Below are 20,877 nucleotides of genomic sequence, written 5' to 3'. Positions count from 1 at the left end.
ATGAACATTCGCCAGGTAACCTTTAAATCATTTGGTGTAGATTTGGTCGGAGATCTATATCTGCCTGAAGGCTTTGAAGAAGGAAAAAAATACAAAGCCATCGTTGGTGCAAGCCCGTTTCCCCAAGTGAGAGGTCAAATTCCAGCCACCTACGGCCCTGAAATGGCAAGCCGTGGGTTTATCTACCTTGGCTTTGACTATCTCGGTATGGGCGATTCACCAGCGCTGCCAGGCGAGTATAAACAATCCCGCTATATGTTCAGACTGATTGAAAATACATGGGATGCTGTTTCTTACCTCGGAACACTACCATTTGTAGAAGAGATTTATGGGCTTGGCGTATGTCAGGGGGGTTCAATTATCGCGTCTGCAGCGGTAACAGACCACCGCATCAAAAAAATTGCTACAGTATCAGGCATGATGGCTGCTGATGCATTCCAATGGGGTGATCCTGCCATTGCCAAACAAACGATCGACGCTGCAAATGCCTCCGCGCAGAAAATGTATGAAACCGGAGAAGCGGACTATTGCTGGCCTATCGTATTGAACGACACTATGTCACGTGAAGAATTTAATGCGCTGGGCGTTCCAATGTCAGACGACACATATAACTACTACGGAAAAGATGGTGTTGCAGGTCCAGGGAAGGTTAAGAACTTCACAACCGAACACATCGGTGATCAACCTATGCAATCACTTATCTCTATCTCTGAAGCATATGCAGATAAAATCACGCAACCTACGCTTGTTGTTTATGGCTCAAGTGCTGCAACAGCGATCTGTTCGACCAACTTCATTGATCGCCTGACAAACAATCCCGTCGTTATGGCATTTGACGAATTCAGCCATGTGGACTTCTACTGGAAACCAGATGCTGTAAAAGTGTCATGTGATGCTGTAGCTGATTTCTTCAACAAGTAATTAGTTACTGCCCAGAGTCGTAATTGAGAGAGCTTCAGCCATCAACCAGAGGAGCTCTCCTTTATAAATCAGCCATCTTATCCTGTAATAAAAATCTAAAAATAACGACCCTAAGTATCAATAAAATACCGAAATTTTTATAGCTTATAGGCTATTACCAGCCAGCGTCCTGGCACTGCCCCTAACATTTGAAAAGATGATTATGAACATTAAAAAACTGGTTAAAGAAGTTAACAGACATATGGTTCACCAGATTAGAGCTGGGGATAAACATCGCTTTGTTGATATATCTATTGTGTCAGTTGGTGATAGATTATTCGTCAGACAATATAAGTTTAGCCAACGTAGCTGGTACCATGCTTTCCTCAAAGATTCAGCAGGAGAGATTAAGTTTGGTGAATTTGACCCGATTAAAATAGAAGGGAGAATACCCCAGGATCTTGATGAAATTACTCGTTCTGTGACTAAAGCTTACTGGAAGAAATATCACATCATCTACGCCATCATGAGGCTCAGCTACAGTAAGAAGCAACATGAGGCATCAACACTGGAATTAATTCCGCAGTTATAATTGTTTGAGAGACAAAGAGCTGCTGCAGTTTGCAACAGCCCTTAAAAGGCATCAGAGGATAAAATTAGCGCCCGGATTTTTTACGCTGCTTACGCATCTTATCGTGCTTAGCCTTACGGATAGAGGCAGTTTTAACCACAGAGTCACGACGGCGCTTGCTACGGTGCTGCACTTCTTTTTCTTTATCAGAGAATGGGTTAGAACCCTGACGGAATTCAAACCGAATAGGCGTACCACGAATATCCAGCACCCGTCGGAAAGTATTGGCTAAATAGCGCTTATAATCTTCCGGTAAGTCTTCTACCATATTGCCATGTACAATAATACGCGGTGGGTTTGAACCACCCTGGTGAGCGTAACGTAATTTAGGACGACGGCTGCGGATCATCGGTGGCTGATGGCTGGCGACAGCATCTTCCATAATCCGGGTCAGCATATTGGTTTGCCATTTAGCCATGGCTGAGCGATACGCCTGATCCACCGAGTCGTATAAATGACCAACACCGGTGCCATGCAATGCTGAAATAAAGTGCATTTCGGCAAAGGTTAAGAAGTCAAAACGACGGTCAATTTCGTCCTTAACCCGCTGTTTGTCATAAGCATCCATACCATCCCATTTATTGATGGCAATCACTAAGGCACGGCCTGAGTTTAAAACAAAGCTCAGCATATGCAGGTCTTGTTCAACGATACCATCGCGTGCATCCAGTACCAGAATACACACGTGGCAATCCTGAATGGCCTGCAGGGTTTTAATAATGGAGAATTTTTCGGCCGCTTCGTGAATATTTTTACGACGACGTACACCGGCTGTATCAATCAGGGTGTAATCCTGACCATGACGCTCATAAGGAATATAAACACTGTCTCGGGTGGTACCCGCCTGGTCGTAGACCACCACCCGCTCTTCACCTAAGAAACGATTCACCAGGGTTGATTTGCCCACATTCGGACGCCCAACAACCGCAATTTTAACGCCTTTTACGTTTAGCGCTTCGTACTGAACTTCCTGTTCTTTTTCGTCTTCCTCTTCTTCGTAAATGTATTCCAATTCACGATTCTGAGCCGCCGCTAATTCCGCTGCTTTTTTCTCTTTTTCTTCCGGCAGCTCATCCAGTACATAATCAATTAACGCACTGATGCCACGGTTATGTGCCGCAGCAATGGCCAAAGGTTCGCCCATGGCCAATTCATAGAATTCACCCAGAACCAAATCCGGATTACGGCCATCAATTTTGTTAACAACCAGATACGCTTCTTTGTTATTACGACGCAGATATTCGGAAATCATACGGTCGCCGGCGGTAATACCAGCGTTGGCATCCACCATAAAGAAAACGATGTCTGCTTCCTGCATCGCCTGAAAACTCTGGCTCGCCATCGCCTCATCGATGCCTTCTTCCTGACCACTGATACCACCGGTATCGATCACAATAAAGGGACGATCGCCCACTTTACCTTCGCCATATTTACGGTCACGGGTCAGGCCTGCAATTTCAGCCACCAGGGCATCACGGGTTTTGGTCAAACGATTAAATAACGTTGATTTTCCTACATTCGGTCGGCCAACCAGCGCAATTACAGGAACCATAAATTAACTGCCTTTAAAAAAACAAATGGGCCGACTCCTTTGGAGTCAGCCCGAAAAAACACATAACCAGCGGTTGATTACTGAGAATCGTCACCGGTTTTTTCGAGAGTTACCAGCGCCAGATCACCCGCATTGGTATAAACCAGAACGCCTTCGCGGGTATTCACCAAATGGCTGCGGATACCAAAATCACGGCCACGTAATAAACGCCAGTTGGTCATTTCCGACTGATTTGGGTAGCTGATATGCAGCGGCTTTGGTCGCATTAATAAACGCCCAACCAATTCACCGTCCACCTGACGCAATACGTGCAGATAGCCTTCATCATCTGCCACTAACAGATGGTTACCAATAGCACTTACCTGCCCCAAACCCCGTTGTGCCAGAGCACGTTGTTGCCACTGAACTGCACCATTACGCTGATCATAGGCCTGAATGCTGGAGTCATCCAGAGTCAGGTAAATATTTCCCAGCGCCAATACCGGGCTGGTATAAGCTGAGCCTTCTTCTTCCCATTCGGTTTCACCCTGAATGTTCAGTGAGGCTAATTTGCCATGGTAGCTGGAAGCGTAAATGCGACCATCTTCCCAGACCGGCGTGCCGTCAATATCCACCAGTCGTTCCAATTCAGAACGACCATCGGGGGTGGCTAAACGCTTATCCCAACGCGGGATACCCAGCACTTTATCCAGAGCCACCACTTTACCGGTAGCAAAACCGGTTATAACCAGATTATCCAGTACCAGCGGTGAGCTGGTGCCGCGTACGGTTAACACTGGCATAGCATTTTCGTAAGACCAGGCCTGACGACCATCGGCACGCTCAAAAGCGGTAACACGACCATCAATGGTGTGTACAAACACCCGGCCTGCGTCATAACCCACCGGAGAAATGGATTCGCTGCTTAACACCGCTTGCCAGATAGGTTCACCATCGGCAATCGACAGACAATGCAACAAACCATCTTTCGTGACTACAAACAGCTGCTCACCGGCTAATGTCACCCCCGAAATGATTGGCTGATCGAGTGTGATTTTCCAGTTCTGGGAACCATCTTCCAGATCCAGCGAGTAAACATCACCAGCCGCATCAGCGGCATAAACCACACCACCTTGCTCGGCCACGTACAAACGATTAAAAACAGAACCCGGGCCTTTACCCAGCGTTTGTCGCCAGCGGGTATCCAATTCAACCTGCTCAGTGAATTCCGGTAAACCGGCTAGCTCTTCACTGTCATCCTGCTCTTTCGCGGGTGTTGACGAACAAGCCGACAACAACACACTGCAGAACAGCGCAGGAACCCATTTAGTCATCATAGAAGGTGTTGATACCATCGAAAGCCAGGACAAACGCACGGGAATTAAGACTCCTCTGCCACCAGTTCAGCACTGGTTAAACTATCAATTTTACGTTGCAGCAGCTGAGTATTCATGCCCGCTTCCTGTGCCGCCGCCTGAGCTTCAACATAAGCTTTACGTGCTGCCGCATTATCACCCTTACGGAATAACGCATCGCCTTTTACTTCAGCAAACTGAGCCGCATAAGATGCATCCGGTTGTGCCGGAATCAGTGCCAGCGCTTCATCCGCTTTATCCAGCTGAATCATAATTTTTGCTAAACGAACCGTAGCCGTCAGCTTAACCGGACCTTCTTCGGCCGCTGCAATAACCGCTTTTAATTCCGCTGCGGCGCTATCAAAGTCACCATTATCAGCCGCAAAGCGTGCCAGGAATAAACCACCAAACTGGCTGTATACCGTGCTGTCGTATTCGTTTTTCAGCTTTTCTGCCAGGTCGATCATTTCGGCTTTCACCGCATCCGTCTGACTCGCCACCGGCTGTGCTGCTTTTTCCACTAACTGAGAATAAACCGCTGAAGCCGCTTCACCCGTCATACGGACATTGTCCTGATAGGTGTTCCAGCCAAACCAGCCACCGGCGACAACAACAACCGACAGAAGCAGACTGGTGCCATTTTCAGACCACCATTTTTTTAACGCTTCGACCTGTTCTTCTTCCGTTTTAAATTCGTTCATTCCCAATCCTCTACACTAACTGCTTGTCAGCTGTTGTTATTAAACTGTGTTGTTAACAATATCTTTTAAAAATTAACTGATTTGCTGGGCAATCCAGTCAGCAACCTCAGCCTGAGGCATAGTTTGCTGATCCAGTTCACCGGATAAATCTTTTACCGTGGCCTGCTGTTCGGCGATTTCACTTTCGCCCAACAAAATGGCAAATCGGGCGCCACTCTTATCGGCTTTTTTCATCTGGCTTTTGAAGCTGCCACCACCACAATGGGTCTGAATGCGTAACCATTCGTGTTCGTTACGAATCTGATCCGATAGCAGCAAGGCGGCTTGATCCGCACCGTCACCTAAAGCACAAACATACACATCCAGTGTATTCAGTACCGCTTGTGGAATCAGCTCCAGAGTTTCCAGCATCAGAATCAGACGCTCCACACCCATAGCAAAGCCCACTGCTGGCGTTGCTTTACCACCCAGCTGTTCAACCAGACCGTCGTAACGACCACCGGCACATACGGTGCCCTGAGCGCCTAACTTATCGGTCACCCACTCGAATACGGTTTTGCAGTAATAATCCAAGCCGCGCACCAGGCGCTGATTGATCTCATACTTCACACCCGCGGCATCCAGCACACTGCGCAATTTGGCAAAGTGCTCACGACTTTCGTCATCCAGGTGATCGTGCAGCTGTGGTGCATCGACCAATAATGCCTGAGTTTGTTCGTTTTTACTGTCAAGAATACGCAGCGGATTCGAGTCCAGACGGCGCAGGCTGTCTTCGTCCAGCTGGTCTTTGCGCTCAGATAAATACGCGACCAGTGCATCTTTGTACTCAGCCCGTGCTTCGTTGCTGCCTAAGGTATTGAGTTGCAGAGTCACGGCATCCTGTAAGCCCAGCATTTTCCACAAACGTGCGGTCAGCAGAATCACTTCTGCATCAATATCTGCTGAAGCAATACCAAAGGTTTCCACACCAATCTGGTGGAACTGACGATAACGGCCTTTTTGCGGACGCTCGTGACGGAACATCGGGCCGGTGTACCACAGACGCTGAGTCTGGTTGTATAACAAACCGTGCTCTTCACAGGCACGTACACAACTGGCCGTGCCTTCCGGGCGCAGAGTCAGGCTGTCGCCGTTACGATCGTCGAAGGTGTACATTTCTTTTTCGACGATGTCGGTCACTTCACCAATCGAGCGTTTAAACAGATTGGTTTGCTCCACAATCGGCATACGGATTTCGCTGTAGCCATAGGAAGCCAGCAATTCTTTAACCGTTCCTTCAAGGTACTGCCAAACCGGTGTCTCGTTTGGCTTGATGTCGTTCATGCCGCGAATGGCCTGAATTTTTTTGCTCATCTTAATATCTACGTCTTATCTTTTACGTTGCCGAACCAATGCCAATCAGGCATCCGTTGCAATTAATTCTTCACGCTGTTTTTCCAGCTCGGTGGCACGTTCACGAATTAAACGTTCCAAATCGTCCACCAGATTATCGTTGCCGATTTTTTCCTGCGGTTTGCCATCAATATAAACCAGATTCGGCTGACCACCGGCCAGACCCACGTCGGTTTCTTTGGCTTCACCCGGGCCGTTCACCACACAACCAATCACCGACACATCCATCGAAGTACGGATATCTTCGGTGCGCATTTCCAGCTCGTTCATGGTTTTAATCACATCAAAGTTCTGACGAGAGCAGCTTGGGCAGGCAATAAAATTAATGCCACGGGAGCGCAGTTTGAGGGATTTCAGCATATCCCAGCCAACTTTCACTTCTTCTACCGGGTCAGCGGCTAATGACACACGAATGGTGTCGCCAATGCCATCCCATAATAACAGCCCCAGGCCAATCGATGATTTTACCGTACCACCACGTAAACCACCGGCTTCGGTAATACCTAAGTGCAGAGGCTGATCAATTTGTTCAGAAATTTTGCGATACGCAGCCACCGTCATAAAAATATCCGAGGCTTTCAGACTCAGTTTGTAATCCTGAAAGTCCAGTCGGTCGAGAATATCAATATGGCGCATGGCCGATTCGACCAGCGCATCCGGGGTTGGCTCGCCGTATTTTTTCTGCAGATCTTTTTCCAGCGATCCGGCATTCACCCCGATACGAATCGGAATATTACGTTCACGCGCAGCATCAACCACAGCACGAACCCGATCTTCACGGCCAATATTACCCGGGTTAATACGCAAACAATCGACACCCAGCTCAGCCACACGCAACGCAATGCGGTAATCAAAGTGAATATCAGAAACCAGCGGGATATCGACCTGCTTGCGAATTTCACCGAACGCTTCGGCTGCTTCCATGGTTGGCACCGATACCCGCACAATATCCGCTCCGGCATCCTGTGCCCGCAGAATCTGAGCAACCGTGGCATCAATGTCCATGGTATCGGTATTGGTCATGGTCTGAATCGCAATCGGTGCACCGCCACCAATCGGCACATCGCCCACCATAATCTGGCGGGTCTTACGTCGTTTGATTGGATTCTCAAATAATGCGCTCATCGATTATTGACCTGCTCCAGCGTCTTTTAATGACTGCTGATATTCTTTGTATTCTTGTGATTGAGGGAACAGCTGTTTCAGCTGAGTCGCCAGCTCAATGGTTCGTGGTGTGTTCTGACTAATCGTCGATAACTTAATGCCCAGCCACAAACTGTGAGCGGAATAACCAGCCTGACCGCGTTTTACCACACGATCAAAGCGATCAAAGTATTTGCCCGAGTCCGGATAGTTCTGCGCTTCGAATAGCAGAGTTGAAATATTTACCAGCGAATCCACGTTGTAAGGTGAGATGCGCAGCGCTTCGCGGTATGTTGCAATCGCTTTTTCAGCCTGACCGGCACGGAAATAACTCAGTGCCAGATCATTGTAAGCCGACGCACGATTGTCGTAATAACGATCCTGTGCCGCTTTTAATAAGTAGGTCTCAGCATCGTCATAGCGCTTCAGCTGGGAATACAAACGGCCCAGATGATGTTTTGCCAGAGAAAAATCACCGTCGAGTGAAATCGCTTTCTGAAAGGATTCTTCGGCTAAGTCCAACTCACCTTCGCTTTGCCATAACAGGCCCATGGCATCGTTTGCCGGTGCGTAGTCTTCGTTGATGCTGAGTGCCTTACGCAGGCGCAGGCGCGCCAGATCATTACGGCCTTTCTGCATATAACCCAAGCCGAGCTGGGTATAGTTATCAACGGCTTTTTCTGGTGATGCCTTTTTGTTAAACGGCGATTCTACCACGGTCACACACGCGGCCAGTGATAATGCCAACATGGCTAACAGCGTCCGTAAAATCGCACGACTTCCTTTCATTATTAACGACCTGCTTCTATGGATTGTTGAGATTCATCCAGTTGTACCGCATTAATGTATTTTGCGCTACGACGGGTGCGGTCTTCTACGCGCCCAACCAACTGCCCACAAGCAGCATCAATGTCATCACCCCGGGTAGAACGAATGGTCACAATATGGCCGGCGTTAATCAGATGATCGCGGAAACGGTAAGTACGGTTATTGCTTGGGCGCTTATAGCCAGAATTCGGGAACGGGTTAAACGGAATCAGGTTAATTTTGCACGGCACCTGCTTCATTAACTCAGCCAGTTGCTGGGCGTGTTCTATCTCGTCGTTTACCCCATCAATCAGTGTGTATTCGATGGTTGCCTTACGACGATCCGGCAGTTTATCCAGGTAACGATTAACCGAGGCAATCAGTTCTTTGATCGGATATTTTTTATTCAGTGGTACCAGCTGGTTACGCAATTCATCGTTAGGGGCGTGCAGCGAAATGGCCAGCGATACATCGGTAATTTCACCCAAGCGATCAATTTGTGGTACCACACCCGAGGTGCTTAAGGTCACCCGGCGTTTTGACAAGCCATAAGCGTTGTCTTCCATCATTAATGCCATGGCATCAACAACGTTATCAAAATTCAGCAGGGGCTCACCCATGCCCATCATCACCACATTGGTGATTTTGCGTTCACGTCGCTCGCCTGGCTCATGAAATGCCATGGCCGCGACATACACCTGTCCAATAATTTCAGCTGCGCTAAGATCGCGGTTAAAACCCTGTTTACCGGTGGAGCAGAAAGAACAATCCAGCGAGCAGCCAATCTGAGAGCTGACACATAAGGTGCCGCGTTCTTTTTCCGGGATATAAACCGTTTCCACTGAGCTGCCGCCTTCCATCTTCATCACCCATTTACGGGTGCCGTCTTTGGAAGTTTGATCGTAGGTCACTTCTGGCAGCTTGATCTCACTGACCTCGGCCAGTTTGGCGCGCAGACCTTTGCTCATATTGGTCATTTTGCCGAAATCGGCTTCGCCATACTGATGAATCCACTTCAACATCTGCTGGGCACGGAACTTCTTTTCGCCCAAATCGGCAAAAAAGGCTTCCATTTTGGTGGGAGATAAACCTAATAGGTTAATTTTTTCAGCAGTATCAGACATCGGGTTGAGTACCTGGATTAAGCGTGTGAATCAGATGCATCCTGGCGGGGATCACAAAGAGCCGGTTTTCACCGCTGGCTCTTTGTGGTTCTGGGGCTTCGCGGCTAGCGCCCGGCCCCAGCACGTATTCTCTGGTGAGAATTAACGTGGGCAGATTTCTTCAGCAGCGAAGAAGTAATCGATTTCGCGAGCAGCAGACTCAGCAGAGTCAGAACCGTGTACCGCGTTAGCATCGATGCTTTGTGCGAAATCAGCACGGATAGTGCCAGCGTCAGCTTCTTGTGGGTTAGTTGCGCCCATCAGTTCACGGTTTTTAGCGATTGCGCCTTCACCTTCCAGAACCTGAACAACAACCGGGCCAGAAGTCATGAAACCAACCAGATCTTTGAAGAAAGGACGCTCAGCGTGCTCAGCGTAGAAACCGCCCGCTTTTTCGTCGTCCAGTTGCAGCATTTTAGCAGCAACGATTTGCAGACCCGCTTTCTCGAAACGAGCCAGGATTTCACCAATAACGTTTTTGCCAACTGCATCTGGTTTAACGATAGAAAGAGTACGTTCTACAGCCATTTTAAGCTCCCATTAGAATCGATTTTAAATTAACAATACCATTGGAATGCAGCCATAAGGCTGCGCTCCAAATAAAACCCGCGGATTATACGCAGCTTTTTATGAAAGTTGTACGCGAATTCCGCGCTTTGCGCGTAAATTTGTGTGCGTTGCTGTCTGTCTGAGTCAAACAACACCTAAGCGCGGCTCTTATCAGCTACGCAGCAACCCCAGAACCCGCCCAACTTCTTGGATCGTTGCGTCAATTTCGGCTTGTGTAGTAAAGCGCCCAACGGAGAAACGCAGCCCGGCATGGGCCAGCTCATCACTACGGCCAATTGCCTTTAATACATAAGACGGTTCAACACTGGCTGAAGTACAGGCTGAGCCGGAAGAGACCGCCACTTTGGCTAATGATGCCAGCAGAATTTCGCCATCCACGCCATCAAAGCTGACGTTCAGATGACCAGCACTGCGCTGTTGCGCATGACCATTAAGATAGACACCACCGAAGGACTCTAACCCTTGCCACAAGGCATCGCGCAACTGGCGGATACGCTCCACTTCATCCGCCATTTCCTGCTGCGCCAGCACAGCCGCTTCGCCCAGCCCAACCAGCTGATGGGTTGCCAGCGTACCGGAGCGCATACCCCGCTCATGCCCACCACCATGAATCTGCGCCGCAATTTTCACCTGCGGCTCACGACGGACATACAAGGCACCAATGCCTTTCGGGCCGTACATTTTGTGCGCCGATACCGATAACAAATCGATCTGCCACTGATTCACATCAATCGCCATTTTGCCAACGGCCTGAGCAGCATCCACGTGTAATAACACGTCTGTCCCTTTCAGAACCGAGGCAATGGCCGGAATATCTGTCAGCGTCCCCAGTTCGTTATTGACCGCCATTAATGAGACTAAGCAAGTTTCCGGTTTTAACGCAGCACCAACTTGCTCTGCGGAAATCAGGCCATCGGCATCCGGGGTCAGGTAATCCACCATCACTCCCTGAGCCTCAAGATAGGCACAAGTATCCAGAATGGCTTTGTGCTCAATCGCAGAAGTGATGATATGTAACGGTTGTTGCGGATCGGCGGCACGTCGTTGCTCAACCACACCCTTTAATGCCAGGTTATTGCTTTCGGTTGCGCCGGATGTCCAGACAATTTCGCGTGGATCAGCACCTAACAGATCCGCCAGCTGACGCCGTGCTTGCTCAACGGCTTGTTCAGCCTTCCAGCCAAACTTATGAGAACGAGAGGCCGGATTGGCAAAGTTGCCTTCCTGCGTCAGGCATTGCGCCATTAATTCGGCAACCCGAGGGTCAACCGGCGTGGTGGCGGCATAATCAAGATAAATTGGATTCATGAAAAAGATATCGGTGTTGAAAGTAAAATCCGGACGGACATTGTCAACAGCAACGGGAGCAGGTCAAGTAGGCAGTCTGCATTTGCTCACAAACTGCCGGCTTGATTCAGCGGCTGGTCGTTAGGCCAAGGCACCTATGTCGCTAGGCTAAAGCGCCTATACCATTAGGCCAGAGCACCTTCGGCAGCCAGGATAGTATCAATACGGCTTTTCGCCGCTTCGTCCTGACGCTCAGATATCTGGCGGATTTCTTCGCGTTGCAACAACGACTTCAGCGTGATTTCAGATAAAAACTGATGAATCTGATCACTCAAATCAATCCACAGATGATGAGTCAGGCAGGCATCGCCATTCTGACAGTCACCTTGACGATTACATTTAGTAGCATCCATGGATTCATTCACGGCATCAATAATTTCCGCCACCTGAATTTCATCATCACCGCGACTCAGACGATAACCACCACCCGGGCCACGCACACTGGCAACCAAGCCGTTACGACGCAGTTTGGCGAATAACTGTTCCAGATAAGAGAGAGAAATACCTTGGCGGCCTGAAATATCATTCAGGCTTACCGGGCCAGTCTGAGCATGAAGTGCCAGATCCAGCATGGCTGTTACCGCATAGCGGCCCTTTGTCGTTAAACGCATAACTCTCTCCTCTCATCATCAGGTGGAATTATGCGGATACCCGACAAAAGCAGTCAAGTATTAGTTAACATCCTGACCTTTCTTCACGTCATCATCAGAGCTGACAGCATCATTACTGCTACCCAACTCACTGAGACTGACAAAGTTTTCTTCTTTCAGCTCAGGCAGAGCTTCGTTGCAGGTGTTATCACCAAGATCGTTAAGCGCTTTACACATACGATCAATTTTATCGTCCACCGCGTGCATATGATCCATCATATTATGAATCGAGCGGGCAATCGGATCCGGCATTTCATCAGCCATACCATAAGAGTCAAAGCCCATTTTTTCGGCCATGGCTTTACGGCGGCTATCCTGCTCGGTTGTGGCTTTGCGCACAATACGTCCTGGGATGCCCACAACAGTAACGGCATCCGGAACTTCCTTAGTCACCACCGCATTGGAACCAATCCGGGCATTATCACCCACGACAATCGGGCCCAACACCTTGGCACCTGCACCAACCACCACACCATCTTTTAATGTCGGGTGACGCTTGCCTTTATTCCAGCTGGTGCCACCTAAAGTAACGCCATGGTAAAGAGTACAATCATCACCAATCTCGGCCGTCTCACCCACAACCACACCCATGCCATGGTCAATAAAGAAGCGACGACCAATGGTGGCGCCCGGGTGAATCTCAATGCCGGTCATCCAGCGACTGAAGGTGGACAATAAGCGCGACAACCATTTGAAGTTTTTGCGCCACAGCCAGTTCGCGATGCGATAATGCACGATGGCATGCACGCCCGGATACGTCGTAATCACTTCAAAAGTATTTCGTGCCGCCGGGTCACGTTCAAAGACGCAGGCGATGTCTTCACGAATGTGTTTGATACTCAATGTGAGTCTCCGTCTTGCTCAGCAGATTCTGCTGTTTTTAAAGAGGCTTGTTGGCGCTGAACCGCACTGAACATGCCCCGCATAATATTGATTTCCATTTTATCCATGCCCGCACGCTGATACAGGCGTCGCATACGTGCCATGGTTTGTTTGGGAGTATTGGGGTCAAGAAAGCCGATATCAACCATGGTTTGTTCCATATGCTGCAACATGCCGTTCAATTCGGCGTGACTGGCCAGCTCATAGTCCCAATCAACTCCCCAGATTGGATGGTCAGCCGAAGATTGATCGCCACCTTCTGAGATGGCGGCCAGACGCATTTCATAACACATCACCTGAATCGCCTGAGAGACGTTGAGTGATGAGAAGTTTTCATCGGTTGGGATATGCACATGCGCGTGACACAAATGCAGCTCTTCATTAGTTAAGCCGCTGGACTCGCGGCCAAAAACCAGTGCAATCCGGCTGTTTTGCCCGGCAGCTTGCGCCACCTTGGTCGCACACTCACGAGGGTTCAGCAATGGCCAGGGGATATTACGACTGCGGGCACTGGTGCCGACCACAAAACCACAGTCAGCAATCGCTTCTTCTAACGTATCCGTAATAACCGCCTGATGCAGAATATCTTCTGCCCGGGATGAGCGCTGAATGGCCTCTTCATTAATATCTGCTTTCGGATCAACCAGCACTAGGCGACTCAGACCCATGTTTTTCATCGCTCTGGCCGCCGCTCCGATATTTCCGGAATGGGTGGTATTCACCATAACGATCTGAATATTGTCCAGCATAGCTCGCGTATTTCTCTGCGCTAAAGTCAGACTGACAACCATTTTAGGTGCCAGCCAAAAGAGCAGAAGTGTAGCGCAAAAGGTAGCGCCGGTGATATAATTGTCTGTTCACTGTTCTTTAAGAGATAGCAATTCCTATGCAGCCCATGGTTAACCTGGCGTTGCGCGCTGCGCGTAATGCTGGTCAGGATCTCGTTCGTCGTCTTGATCGTTTTGATGCATCACAAAGTACCGATCAGGAAAAAGCAAAATTTATCGCAGACTGCACCATCGGTCTGGAAAAAAGCATCATCTTTGAGCTGAAAAAATCACTGCCTGAGCATAATTTTTATGGCCGTGAGACCGGTGCCAACATCACTGATGAAAAGCAGCCAACCTGGCAAATTTGTGTGATTGATGACATCTCCAATTTCCGCGTAGGAATTCCGTCTTTTGCCATCACCATCAGCTGCCTGCAAAACAACAAAACCGAACACGCCATCATGGTTAACCCAATGAATGGTGATGAGTTTACCGCCTCCCGTGGTCGCGGTACTCAGCTGAACAACCGTCGTATCCGTGCCAGTCAGATCAATACCCTGGAAGATGCCATCATTGGTTACACCCAGCCGTTAAGCTTTAACGACGAAGCCTTTGACCAGCGCCAGCGCTTGCAAAAGCTGATGGCTCAAAGCTACGACCTGCGTAACATTGGCTCCAATGCCTTATCTCTGGCTTATGTGGCAGCCGATCGTTTCCAGGGCGGCCTGCTTAGCAATGTTGATGAGTTCGCCCTGACCGCAGGTACACTGATTGCCTCTGAAGCAGGCTGCTTAGTATCTGACATCAGCGGCGCACCTCAGGTAAAACCGGGCGCGAACATTGTTGTCAGCAACCCACGCCTGTTAAAAGCACTAATTGCTCTGAAATAAGCGTTCAGTAAACAGCTTTACTCTTGCGGGATTTGTCTATACTGAAGACAAACCCGCAGGAGATACGCTATGGTCATCTGGCAACAGCTCACTCTGATTATGCAATGGTATGCCGAAGCACAAAGCTGTGACGAATTGAGTCTCCATCAGGAGAATGACTCAGCCACATAGCTGGTCTGGCACATAGCTAGCCAGAACAACACCCACAAAAAAGGCCGCATCTGCGGCCTTTTTTGTGATTGATCAAACCGATGCGATCAAACCGATGCGATCAACGCACAGCAGATACATCTTCGGCTTGCGGGCCTTTCTGACCACGAACAACAGTAAACTTCACACGCTGCCCTTCGGTTAATGAACGATGACCCTGGCCACGAATCGAGCGGAAGTGAACAAACACATCCTCACCGTCATCCCAGGTAATAAAGCCAAAGCCTTTTTTCACATTAAACCACTTCACCACACCACGCTCACGACCGTCTTCCACATCCGTCTCAACAATCGTACCGCTACCACGATAACGACGACGACGAGCCGGAACCAACAAAGTGGATACCAGACTGGTCACAAAACCAGCAATCGCTAATGCCACCAGTAAATTGGTGTTACCTTCAAAACTCAACGGAAACGCCATCTGCATCACCAGCGGAAGCAAAGCAGCAAATACCGCAGCAATAATTAATTTACGAACCAGAACTTTACCCATGTTTTCTCTCGTATCTATCGTTATTATCGTTTAATCACTATTTGCACGAACACGATTGTGAATACTCAATGGCTATTTGCCCTGAAAAAATGGCAAGATAGCCGCCGCAAGACACAATGCGCAAATATAACAAGTGGGCTATGAAAGCCCAATTCATTAAAAAAATCAACACGATAGCAATAAGGTACAGAGTGTCAGAGAAACAAGCCCCCGCAGAAAAAACTCCCTCCTCCGAAAAGCGTCCTTCTTCGGAAAAACATCAGGAGCAAATCATTGAGCTGGAAACCCGCGTTGCTTTTTTAGAGGACACCGTCGAAAGCTTAAACGGCGAAGTTGCCGATTTGTCGCAGCAGTTTGAGCTGGCTAAACGCGCCATTCAGATGATGCATCAGAAATTGGAGCAGGTAGGCAATGACGATAACGGCATTAAAAACGTTTCTGACGAACCACCACCGCCTCATTATTAAAACACCCGACTGATAATTCACATCAGCCCGGTTGCACACAGAAGTCATTTTAACCCTGTACCCGGCAGGGTAAACTAGCACCCGTTAACAGCCGCTAGTGTCCGTTAACAGCCCTGGCCCGCTTCAGACCGTATTATTATTGAGACTTGTTATGCAGTTTATTCAGTCACTGCGCCGCACACTTTATCGCTGGCAGCAGAAGATACTTTACAGTGTCGTCAAAACCCGGGTAATTGGCCCGGACGCATCCGAATTTAAAATCTCTCCTGATCAGCCTGTTGTTTATGCCTTGTTGTCTCCGTCACATGCAGAACAACTGGTAATCGACAAAGAAGTCACACAATTTGGCTGGACCAGCCCCAATGAAGAACGACTGTCTCGGCGTCTGTCAGCCAAACCGTTTTTCAGCTTATACAAACGCACCGGCATTTTTCGTCGTAAAGGCTCACCAACCGTTGCCAAGCAATTAGTCAAACACGCCAGCTGGTTAGCAGAAGATGAGCAACGGGATATCCAGATTATTCCGGTGCGGGTTTTCTGGGGTAAAGCGCCGGATAAAGAAGGCTCTTTTCTGAAAATCTGGTTACAAAACAGTGGCGCACTAGGCGGACGTCTGGTCACCCTGATGGCCATTTTGTTGAATGGCCGCAATACCTTTGTGCATTTTTCCACCCCACTGTCGTTACGTGAACTGTATGAAGCGGATAAAAGCCCGGAAGTACTGGCACGTAAAGTGTCCCGGATTCTGCGCGTGCACAACCGTCAGGTGTCGGCCTCGGTATTAGGCCCGGATTTATCACATCGCCGTACTCTGGTGCACAATATTCCGCGCAAACCCATGGTACTTAAAGCCATTCAGCAGGAAGTTGAAAGCAAGGGCATCAGCAAAGCCAAAGCACAACAACAGGCGCTGAAATATGCCGATGAAATTGCCTCCAATATTTCTTATACCAATATCCGCTTTCTGTATGTGTTATTGACCTGGGTGTGGAATAAAATTTACAACGGCGTCAACTTACACAATATCGAGACCCTGAAAGAAGTCAGTAAAGATAACGAAATTATCTATGTGCCGTGCCATCGCAGTCATATTGATTACCTGCTGTTGTCATACGTTCTCTACGTTCAGGGGTTACAGCTGCCACAAATTGCCGCGGGTATTAACCTGAATATGCCGGTTGTCGGGCCGATTCTGCGCCGTGGTGGTGCGTTCTTTATGCGTCGTACCTTCCGCGACAATCCATTATATGCCGCCGTTTTTGATGAATACCTGCACACCATTTTTGCCAATGGTTATGCCACCGAGTATTTTGTTGAAGGTGGTCGCAGCCGTACCGGCAGAACACTCAACCCCAAAGCCGGTATGTTGGCTATGACGCTGCGCAGTTATTTACGTGACTCCAAAAAACCAATCATTTTTATGCCGGTTTACACTGGCTACGAAAAAGTCTTTGAAGCCAACAGCTACTTAGGCGAGTTACGTGGTAAGAAAAAGAAAAAGGAAAATATTTTTGGCTTATTGGGCACACTGCGCTCATTTAAGAAGTCCTTCGGCAAAGTGCATGTCACCTTTGGTAACCCGATTCACCTGAACGATTTTCTCGATCAGGAAAAGCCAGATTGGCAGCAACAGGATTACCAGACGTGTAACTTCCGCCCGGATTGGGCACCTGCGGTGGTGAATAAGCTGGCGTTAAAAGTCGCCACTGAAATTAATAATGCCGCTTCCGTGAACCCCATCAACCTGTTGGCTCTGAGTATTTTATCGGCACCACGGCAGGCGATGGACGAACAAACCCTGATTCGTCAGATGGAGTCTTACCGCGACTTATTACAGCAAACACCTTACAGCCAGATTACCGCACTCCCTGAAGGCGATGGTTCACAATGGCTGAATTATGCTGAAGCTATGGGGGTGTTCTCGCGTAGCAAACACCCAATGGGCGATTTAATTCAAACCGATGACCGTCAGGCCGTCACCCTGACCTACTATCGCAATAACGTGCTACACCTGTTTGCTTTACCATCCTTAATTGCCTGCTTATTTGTGAATAATCAGCGCTATACCCGCCCTCAGGTGCATCAGAACATTCAGCAACTGTATTCTTTTTTGCAGGCTGAGTTATTTTTGCACTGGCAGGCGGATGAACTCGACTCCGACATTGATCGCTGGCTGGATGCCTTGGTAGAAAAAGGCTATTTGTTCGAAAACGATCAGGGGTTCCATGCCACACCAACCACCAGCAATGAGTTTGCTATGTTGCGCGGCCTGGCTGATAACGTGATGCAGACACTGGAGCGTTATTTCCTGACGGTCAGCCTGTTAATTCGTCGCGGCTCCGGCAGCTTGAATGCCAAAGAAACGGAAGAGCAAAGTACCTTACTGGCACAGCGCATCAGCCTGCTATACGGTATTAATGCGCCTGAGTTCTTTGATAAGTCTTTATTCCGGACACTGATTCAGCATCTGCAACAACGCGAGTTGCTGACCAGAGCGGAAGACGACTCGCTGTTGCACGGTGAGGAATTAAAGAATTTATCCGCAGTACTGGAGGTGATTCTCGACGGCGCCTTGCGTCAGAGTATTTTACGCAGCCTGGAAAACGAATTGCCGGAATAAGGCTGGATGCCCCTACTCCTATCCCAGCTCCCACTCTTAGAGTGGGAGCGGTGCTACTTTAGCCTTCACATAAATATCAAACCGGTTAGCTTTGCCGGTTAATGCATACGTCGGCTCACGGTCGGCCAATGGCCGTGCTTTGCGTGCACGTTTCACCACCACCCGACAACGGGCACAATCCCAGGCCCGTGATAATAAATCATCCGCGTCATTATCCTGCCCCACCACCTGACGAAACGCCTGCATGTCTTTTTTGACCTGCGCCTTGGCTTTTTCATCATGTTCAAACATCGGGTCGAGATATACCACATCGGCTAATAACACAGGGTCTTGTGGCGCCACCAGCAATTCATGACTGCTACCATGCTGTAATAAGATACGGGCGATAATATCGGCTATTTCCGGATCGGATAAACCCCGATTCAAACCATCCTGCAATAACGCCGCAACAACCGGCTGACGCTCATAAGCCGTTACCTGACAACCCAGCGTTGCTAATACAAAGGAATCACGCCCTAAGCCTGCGGTGGCATCAATCACGCTGGGTTTATACGCCGAGACCCCAATCGCCTTGGCAATATCCTGCCCCTGACCGCCACCAAACTTACGCCGGTGCGCCACAGCTCCCTGAGAAAAATCCACCTGCACCTGAGTGCGTTTTTTACCTGGCCGAACCGCGCCCTGCTGCAAACTCAAACCGTTCTCATCCAGACACAAATGAAAGCCCGGCTCTGCTAACAAAGATTCGTCAGCTAATAACAAAGAAAAACGCTGGCTCAATGCCAGCGCTTCTTGTTGCAGCCGATTATCCAGACAAATCAGTGACGCCATCAGATAAAGAACACCAGTAATACCGCACCCAGAATCAGCCGGTAAATGACAAAGGGCATCATGCCGATTTTATTAATAAAGGCGAGAAAGTAATAAATACACAACCAGGCACTGATCGCTGAAATCGCAGCACCCGATGCCAATGATAACCAGTCAACCGGTAATGACGAATTAACCAGCTCTAATGTTTTTAGTCCGCCTGCGGCCAGAATTAATGGAATGGATAATAAAAAAGAAAAACGCGCCGCTTCAATCCGGTGCAAGCCCACTAACAGGGCAGCAGTAATGGTAATGCCGGAACGTGAAGTCCCCGGGATTAATGCCAGCGCCTGCGCTAAACCAATAACCAGCGCCATCATTACGGTCATATGAGTCAGGGTAATACCGTCTTTTTGAGATTTATCAGCAAACCCCAGCAATAAACCAAAGCCAATGGTGGTGGCGGCAATAACCGCTGTTGAGCGTAAATTGGCTTCAATCCAGTCATCTAATAATAACCCAGCCAATCCTGCCGGAATGGTTGCGACAACCACAAACCAGGCGAGTTTTGCTTCAGTATTTGGTGTCGAACTGAACCCGGTTTTAAACCAGTTAAGCGTCAGCACCCCAATGTCACGGCGGAAATACAACATCACGGCGGCCAGGGTGCCAACATGAACGGCCACATCAAAAGCTAGCCCCTGATCCTCCCAACCCAATAACCGGGACGGCAAAATTAAATGTGCCGAGCTGGAAATTGGCAAAAATTCCGTTAACCCCTGCAACAGAGCCAGTACAATAATTTCGATCAAATCCATGATATGTCCTTAAGAGCGCTTTAACAGGCTCGGTTGTTCATCCAGTTTTTTCCAGGCAACAGAATCGCGTAAATAAACAGGCTGGTGTTGTTCTTCGCTGCCAAATTCATTGTTTTCCCAAGCTACCTGCACCAGACGAGCCATATATTCTGTCTTCGGCTGTACACAGCTATTGTCTGCTGTTAACGCTGACATACTCGTCAGTGCCAAACCATCACCGACCAGCAAGCCATCAAAATCCGTTAACGCTTCGATACAAACTTCCGGAGTAGATACCTGCTCATGTCCTTGTGGTTGCATCATGCCATTTTCATCACACTGAAAAATTCCCCAGAATACTTCGCCCATATGAGCATCCATAATCACGGCAATTTTTTGTGAGGCCGGTAGTGGTTCGGTTTCTGCGACTTCTTGCGCAACAGCCTGTAATGACGAGCATCCATAAACCGGAATATTCAGCGCTAAAGCAATACCCTGCATCACGGATGCAGCAATTCGAATACCGGTAAAAGAGCCAGGGCCACGACCATAGGCAATGCCATTCAACTGATGTTTCTGCAAACCGCTTTGCTGCAGAATTTCATCCACCATGGGCAATAAGCGCTGAGCGTGGCGTCTCGGCTGATCTTCACACACGTGAAAATTGCCCTGATCAGTTAATAAAGAAACTGAGCACAATGCCGACGAAGCGTCGAGAATTAACAGATTAGCCATACCGCTCCAA

21 protein-coding genes are annotated in these 20,877 nt (G+C 48.8%); 5 read left to right on the top strand and 16 right to left on the bottom strand.

Annotated features, from left to right (window positions below):
• Together ACO05E_RS13065 and ACO05E_RS13060 are read left to right on the top strand one after the other, a co-directional pair.
• Positions 1–921 carry an alpha/beta hydrolase gene (locus ACO05E_RS13065; RefSeq protein ID WP_419813380.1) on the top strand — a complete coding sequence of 307 codons (921 nt, stop codon included), beginning with the start codon at positions 1–3 and terminating at the stop codon, positions 919–921.
• A gap of 202 nt (positions 922–1,123) precedes the next feature.
• Positions 1,124–1,492 carry a DUF2255 family protein gene (locus ACO05E_RS13060; RefSeq protein ID WP_419813379.1) on the top strand — a complete coding sequence of 123 codons (369 nt, stop codon included), beginning with the start codon at positions 1,124–1,126 and terminating at the stop codon, positions 1,490–1,492.
• Between the two features lie 64 nt (positions 1,493–1,556).
• On the opposite strand, the gene der is transcribed toward ACO05E_RS13060, so the two are convergent.
• From der to ACO05E_RS13000, 12 genes are all read right to left on the bottom strand, one after another.
• The gene (gene der / locus ACO05E_RS13055; protein ID WP_419813378.1) at positions 1,557–3,083 is read right to left on the bottom strand and encodes a ribosome biogenesis GTPase Der; all 1,527 of its coding nucleotides are present in this window, start codon (positions 3,081–3,083) and stop codon (positions 1,557–1,559) included.
• Between the two features lie 77 nt (positions 3,084–3,160).
• Positions 3,161–4,399, bottom strand: coding sequence for an outer membrane protein assembly factor BamB (bamB, locus tag ACO05E_RS13050; RefSeq protein WP_419813377.1), 1,239 nt, complete (start codon positions 4,397–4,399; stop codon positions 3,161–3,163).
• Positions 4,400–4,443: 44 nt separating this feature from the next.
• Positions 4,444–5,118, bottom strand: a complete 675-nt coding sequence (locus tag ACO05E_RS13045) for a YfgM family protein (RefSeq protein ID WP_419813376.1) — start codon at positions 5,116–5,118, stop codon at positions 4,444–4,446.
• Between the two features lie 72 nt (positions 5,119–5,190).
• Entirely contained in the window at positions 5,191–6,471 is a 1,281-nt protein-coding gene (gene hisS, locus ACO05E_RS13040) for a histidine--tRNA ligase (RefSeq protein ID WP_419813375.1), read from the bottom strand.
• A gap of 45 nt (positions 6,472–6,516) precedes the next feature.
• Entirely contained in the window at positions 6,517–7,635 is a 1,119-nt protein-coding gene (gene ispG, locus ACO05E_RS13035; protein ID WP_419813374.1) for a flavodoxin-dependent (E)-4-hydroxy-3-methylbut-2-enyl-diphosphate synthase, read from the bottom strand.
• A gap of 3 nt (positions 7,636–7,638) precedes the next feature.
• Positions 7,639–8,442, bottom strand: a complete 804-nt coding sequence (locus ACO05E_RS13030) for a tetratricopeptide repeat protein (protein WP_419813373.1) — start codon at positions 8,440–8,442, stop codon at positions 7,639–7,641.
• Between the two features lie 2 nt (positions 8,443–8,444).
• Positions 8,445–9,584, bottom strand: coding sequence for a 23S rRNA (adenine(2503)-C(2))-methyltransferase RlmN (gene rlmN, locus ACO05E_RS13025; protein ID WP_419813372.1), 1,140 nt, complete (start codon positions 9,582–9,584; stop codon positions 8,445–8,447).
• Positions 9,585–9,725: 141 nt separating this feature from the next.
• Positions 9,726–10,151, bottom strand: coding sequence for a nucleoside-diphosphate kinase (gene ndk / locus ACO05E_RS13020; protein WP_419813371.1), 426 nt, complete (start codon positions 10,149–10,151; stop codon positions 9,726–9,728).
• A 192-nt stretch (positions 10,152–10,343) separates the two neighbouring features.
• On the bottom strand, positions 10,344–11,501 hold the full coding sequence (locus ACO05E_RS13015) for an IscS subfamily cysteine desulfurase (RefSeq protein ID WP_419813370.1): 1,158 nt from the start codon (positions 11,499–11,501) through the stop codon (positions 10,344–10,346).
• A 164-nt stretch (positions 11,502–11,665) separates the two neighbouring features.
• Positions 11,666–12,151: a Fe-S cluster assembly transcriptional regulator IscR gene (gene iscR / locus ACO05E_RS13010; RefSeq protein WP_419813369.1), complete on the bottom strand. Its 486-nt coding sequence runs from the start codon at positions 12,149–12,151 to the stop codon at positions 11,666–11,668.
• Between the two features lie 60 nt (positions 12,152–12,211).
• Complete coding sequence (gene cysE / locus ACO05E_RS13005; protein ID WP_419813368.1) at positions 12,212–13,033, bottom strand: serine O-acetyltransferase; 822 nt, start codon at positions 13,031–13,033, stop codon at positions 12,212–12,214.
• A complete protein-coding gene (locus tag ACO05E_RS13000; RefSeq protein WP_419813367.1) occupies positions 13,030–13,821 on the bottom strand; it encodes an RNA methyltransferase in 792 nt (263 codons plus the stop codon). The genes cysE and ACO05E_RS13000 overlap by 4 nt, the downstream gene beginning before the upstream one ends.
• 137 nt (positions 13,822–13,958) lie before the next feature.
• On the opposite strand from ACO05E_RS13000, the gene ACO05E_RS12995 reads away from it, so the two are divergent.
• A complete protein-coding gene (locus ACO05E_RS12995) occupies positions 13,959–14,732 on the top strand; it encodes an inositol monophosphatase family protein (RefSeq protein ID WP_419813366.1) in 774 nt (257 codons plus the stop codon).
• A 271-nt stretch (positions 14,733–15,003) separates the two neighbouring features.
• Here the strand turns inward: ACO05E_RS12995 and ACO05E_RS12990 are convergent, their stop codons facing one another.
• On the bottom strand, positions 15,004–15,438 hold the full coding sequence (locus ACO05E_RS12990; RefSeq protein ID WP_419813365.1) for a cold shock domain-containing protein: 435 nt from the start codon (positions 15,436–15,438) through the stop codon (positions 15,004–15,006).
• A 191-nt stretch (positions 15,439–15,629) separates the two neighbouring features.
• On the opposite strand from ACO05E_RS12990, the gene ACO05E_RS12985 reads away from it, so the two are divergent.
• A complete protein-coding gene (locus ACO05E_RS12985; RefSeq protein WP_419813364.1) occupies positions 15,630–15,905 on the top strand; it encodes a SlyX family protein in 276 nt (91 codons plus the stop codon).
• A 151-nt stretch (positions 15,906–16,056) separates the two neighbouring features.
• A complete protein-coding gene (plsB, locus tag ACO05E_RS12980) occupies positions 16,057–18,525 on the top strand; it encodes a glycerol-3-phosphate 1-O-acyltransferase PlsB (RefSeq protein ID WP_419813363.1) in 2,469 nt (822 codons plus the stop codon).
• A gap of 36 nt (positions 18,526–18,561) precedes the next feature.
• Here plsB and ACO05E_RS12975 read toward each other — a convergent pair whose 3' ends face one another.
• From ACO05E_RS12975 to tsaB, 3 genes are read right to left on the bottom strand one after another with little or no spacing between them, the layout of a single operon-like run.
• Complete coding sequence (locus ACO05E_RS12975) at positions 18,562–19,356, bottom strand: class I SAM-dependent methyltransferase (protein WP_419813362.1); 795 nt, start codon at positions 19,354–19,356, stop codon at positions 18,562–18,564.
• Positions 19,356–20,153, bottom strand: a complete 798-nt coding sequence (locus ACO05E_RS12970; RefSeq protein ID WP_419813361.1) for an undecaprenyl-diphosphate phosphatase — start codon at positions 20,151–20,153, stop codon at positions 19,356–19,358. The genes ACO05E_RS12975 and ACO05E_RS12970 overlap by 1 nt, the downstream gene beginning before the upstream one ends.
• Positions 20,154–20,162: 9 nt before the next feature.
• A complete protein-coding gene (gene tsaB, locus ACO05E_RS12965) occupies positions 20,163–20,867 on the bottom strand; it encodes a tRNA (adenosine(37)-N6)-threonylcarbamoyltransferase complex dimerization subunit type 1 TsaB (protein ID WP_419813360.1) in 705 nt (234 codons plus the stop codon).
• Positions 20,868–20,877 lie beyond the last annotated feature (10 nt).

Origin of the sequence: Bacterioplanoides sp., from assembly GCF_965226395.1 — a bacterium.
In the GTDB taxonomy this organism is placed as follows: Bacteria; Pseudomonadota; Gammaproteobacteria; order Pseudomonadales; family Oceanobacteraceae; genus Bacterioplanoides.
The sequence above is the reverse complement of the archived record's forward strand: the minus strand, read 5'-3'. Positions and strand labels throughout refer to the sequence as shown.

Bases quoted from the DNA above. Each gene is read 5' to 3' on its own strand.
- ACO05E_RS13065 (WP_419813380.1), top strand. From the start codon at position 1: ATGAACATTCGCCAGGTAACCTTTAAATCATTTGGTGTAGATTTGGTC.
- ACO05E_RS13060 (WP_419813379.1), top strand. From the start codon at position 1,124: ATGAACATTAAAAAACTGGTTAAAGAAGTTAACAGACATATGGTTCAC.
- der (WP_419813378.1), bottom strand. From the start codon at position 3,083: ATGGTTCCTGTAATTGCGCTGGTTGGCCGACCGAATGTAGGAAAATCA.
- bamB (WP_419813377.1), bottom strand. From the start codon at position 4,399: ATGATGACTAAATGGGTTCCTGCGCTGTTCTGCAGTGTGTTGTTGTCG.
- ACO05E_RS13045 (WP_419813376.1), bottom strand. From the start codon at position 5,118: ATGAACGAATTTAAAACGGAAGAAGAACAGGTCGAAGCGTTAAAAAAA.
- hisS (WP_419813375.1), bottom strand. From the start codon at position 6,471: ATGAGCAAAAAAATTCAGGCCATTCGCGGCATGAACGACATCAAGCCA.
- ispG (WP_419813374.1), bottom strand. From the start codon at position 7,635: ATGAGCGCATTATTTGAGAATCCAATCAAACGACGTAAGACCCGCCAG.
- ACO05E_RS13030 (WP_419813373.1), bottom strand. From the start codon at position 8,442: ATGAAAGGAAGTCGTGCGATTTTACGGACGCTGTTAGCCATGTTGGCA.
- rlmN (WP_419813372.1), bottom strand. From the start codon at position 9,584: ATGTCTGATACTGCTGAAAAAATTAACCTATTAGGTTTATCTCCCACC.
- ndk (WP_419813371.1), bottom strand. From the start codon at position 10,151: ATGGCTGTAGAACGTACTCTTTCTATCGTTAAACCAGATGCAGTTGGC.
- ACO05E_RS13015 (WP_419813370.1), bottom strand. From the start codon at position 11,501: ATGAATCCAATTTATCTTGATTATGCCGCCACCACGCCGGTTGACCCT.
- iscR (WP_419813369.1), bottom strand. From the start codon at position 12,151: ATGCGTTTAACGACAAAGGGCCGCTATGCGGTAACAGCCATGCTGGAT.
- ACO05E_RS13000 (WP_419813367.1), bottom strand. From the start codon at position 13,821: ATGCTGGACAATATTCAGATCGTTATGGTGAATACCACCCATTCCGGA.
- ACO05E_RS12995 (WP_419813366.1), top strand. From the start codon at position 13,959: ATGCAGCCCATGGTTAACCTGGCGTTGCGCGCTGCGCGTAATGCTGGT.
- ACO05E_RS12990 (WP_419813365.1), bottom strand. From the start codon at position 15,438: ATGGGTAAAGTTCTGGTTCGTAAATTAATTATTGCTGCGGTATTTGCT.
- plsB (WP_419813363.1), top strand. From the start codon at position 16,057: ATGCAGTTTATTCAGTCACTGCGCCGCACACTTTATCGCTGGCAGCAG.
- ACO05E_RS12975 (WP_419813362.1), bottom strand. From the start codon at position 19,356: ATGGCGTCACTGATTTGTCTGGATAATCGGCTGCAACAAGAAGCGCTG.
- ACO05E_RS12970 (WP_419813361.1), bottom strand. From the start codon at position 20,153: ATGGATTTGATCGAAATTATTGTACTGGCTCTGTTGCAGGGGTTAACG.
- tsaB (WP_419813360.1), bottom strand. From the start codon at position 20,867: ATGGCTAATCTGTTAATTCTCGACGCTTCGTCGGCATTGTGCTCAGTT.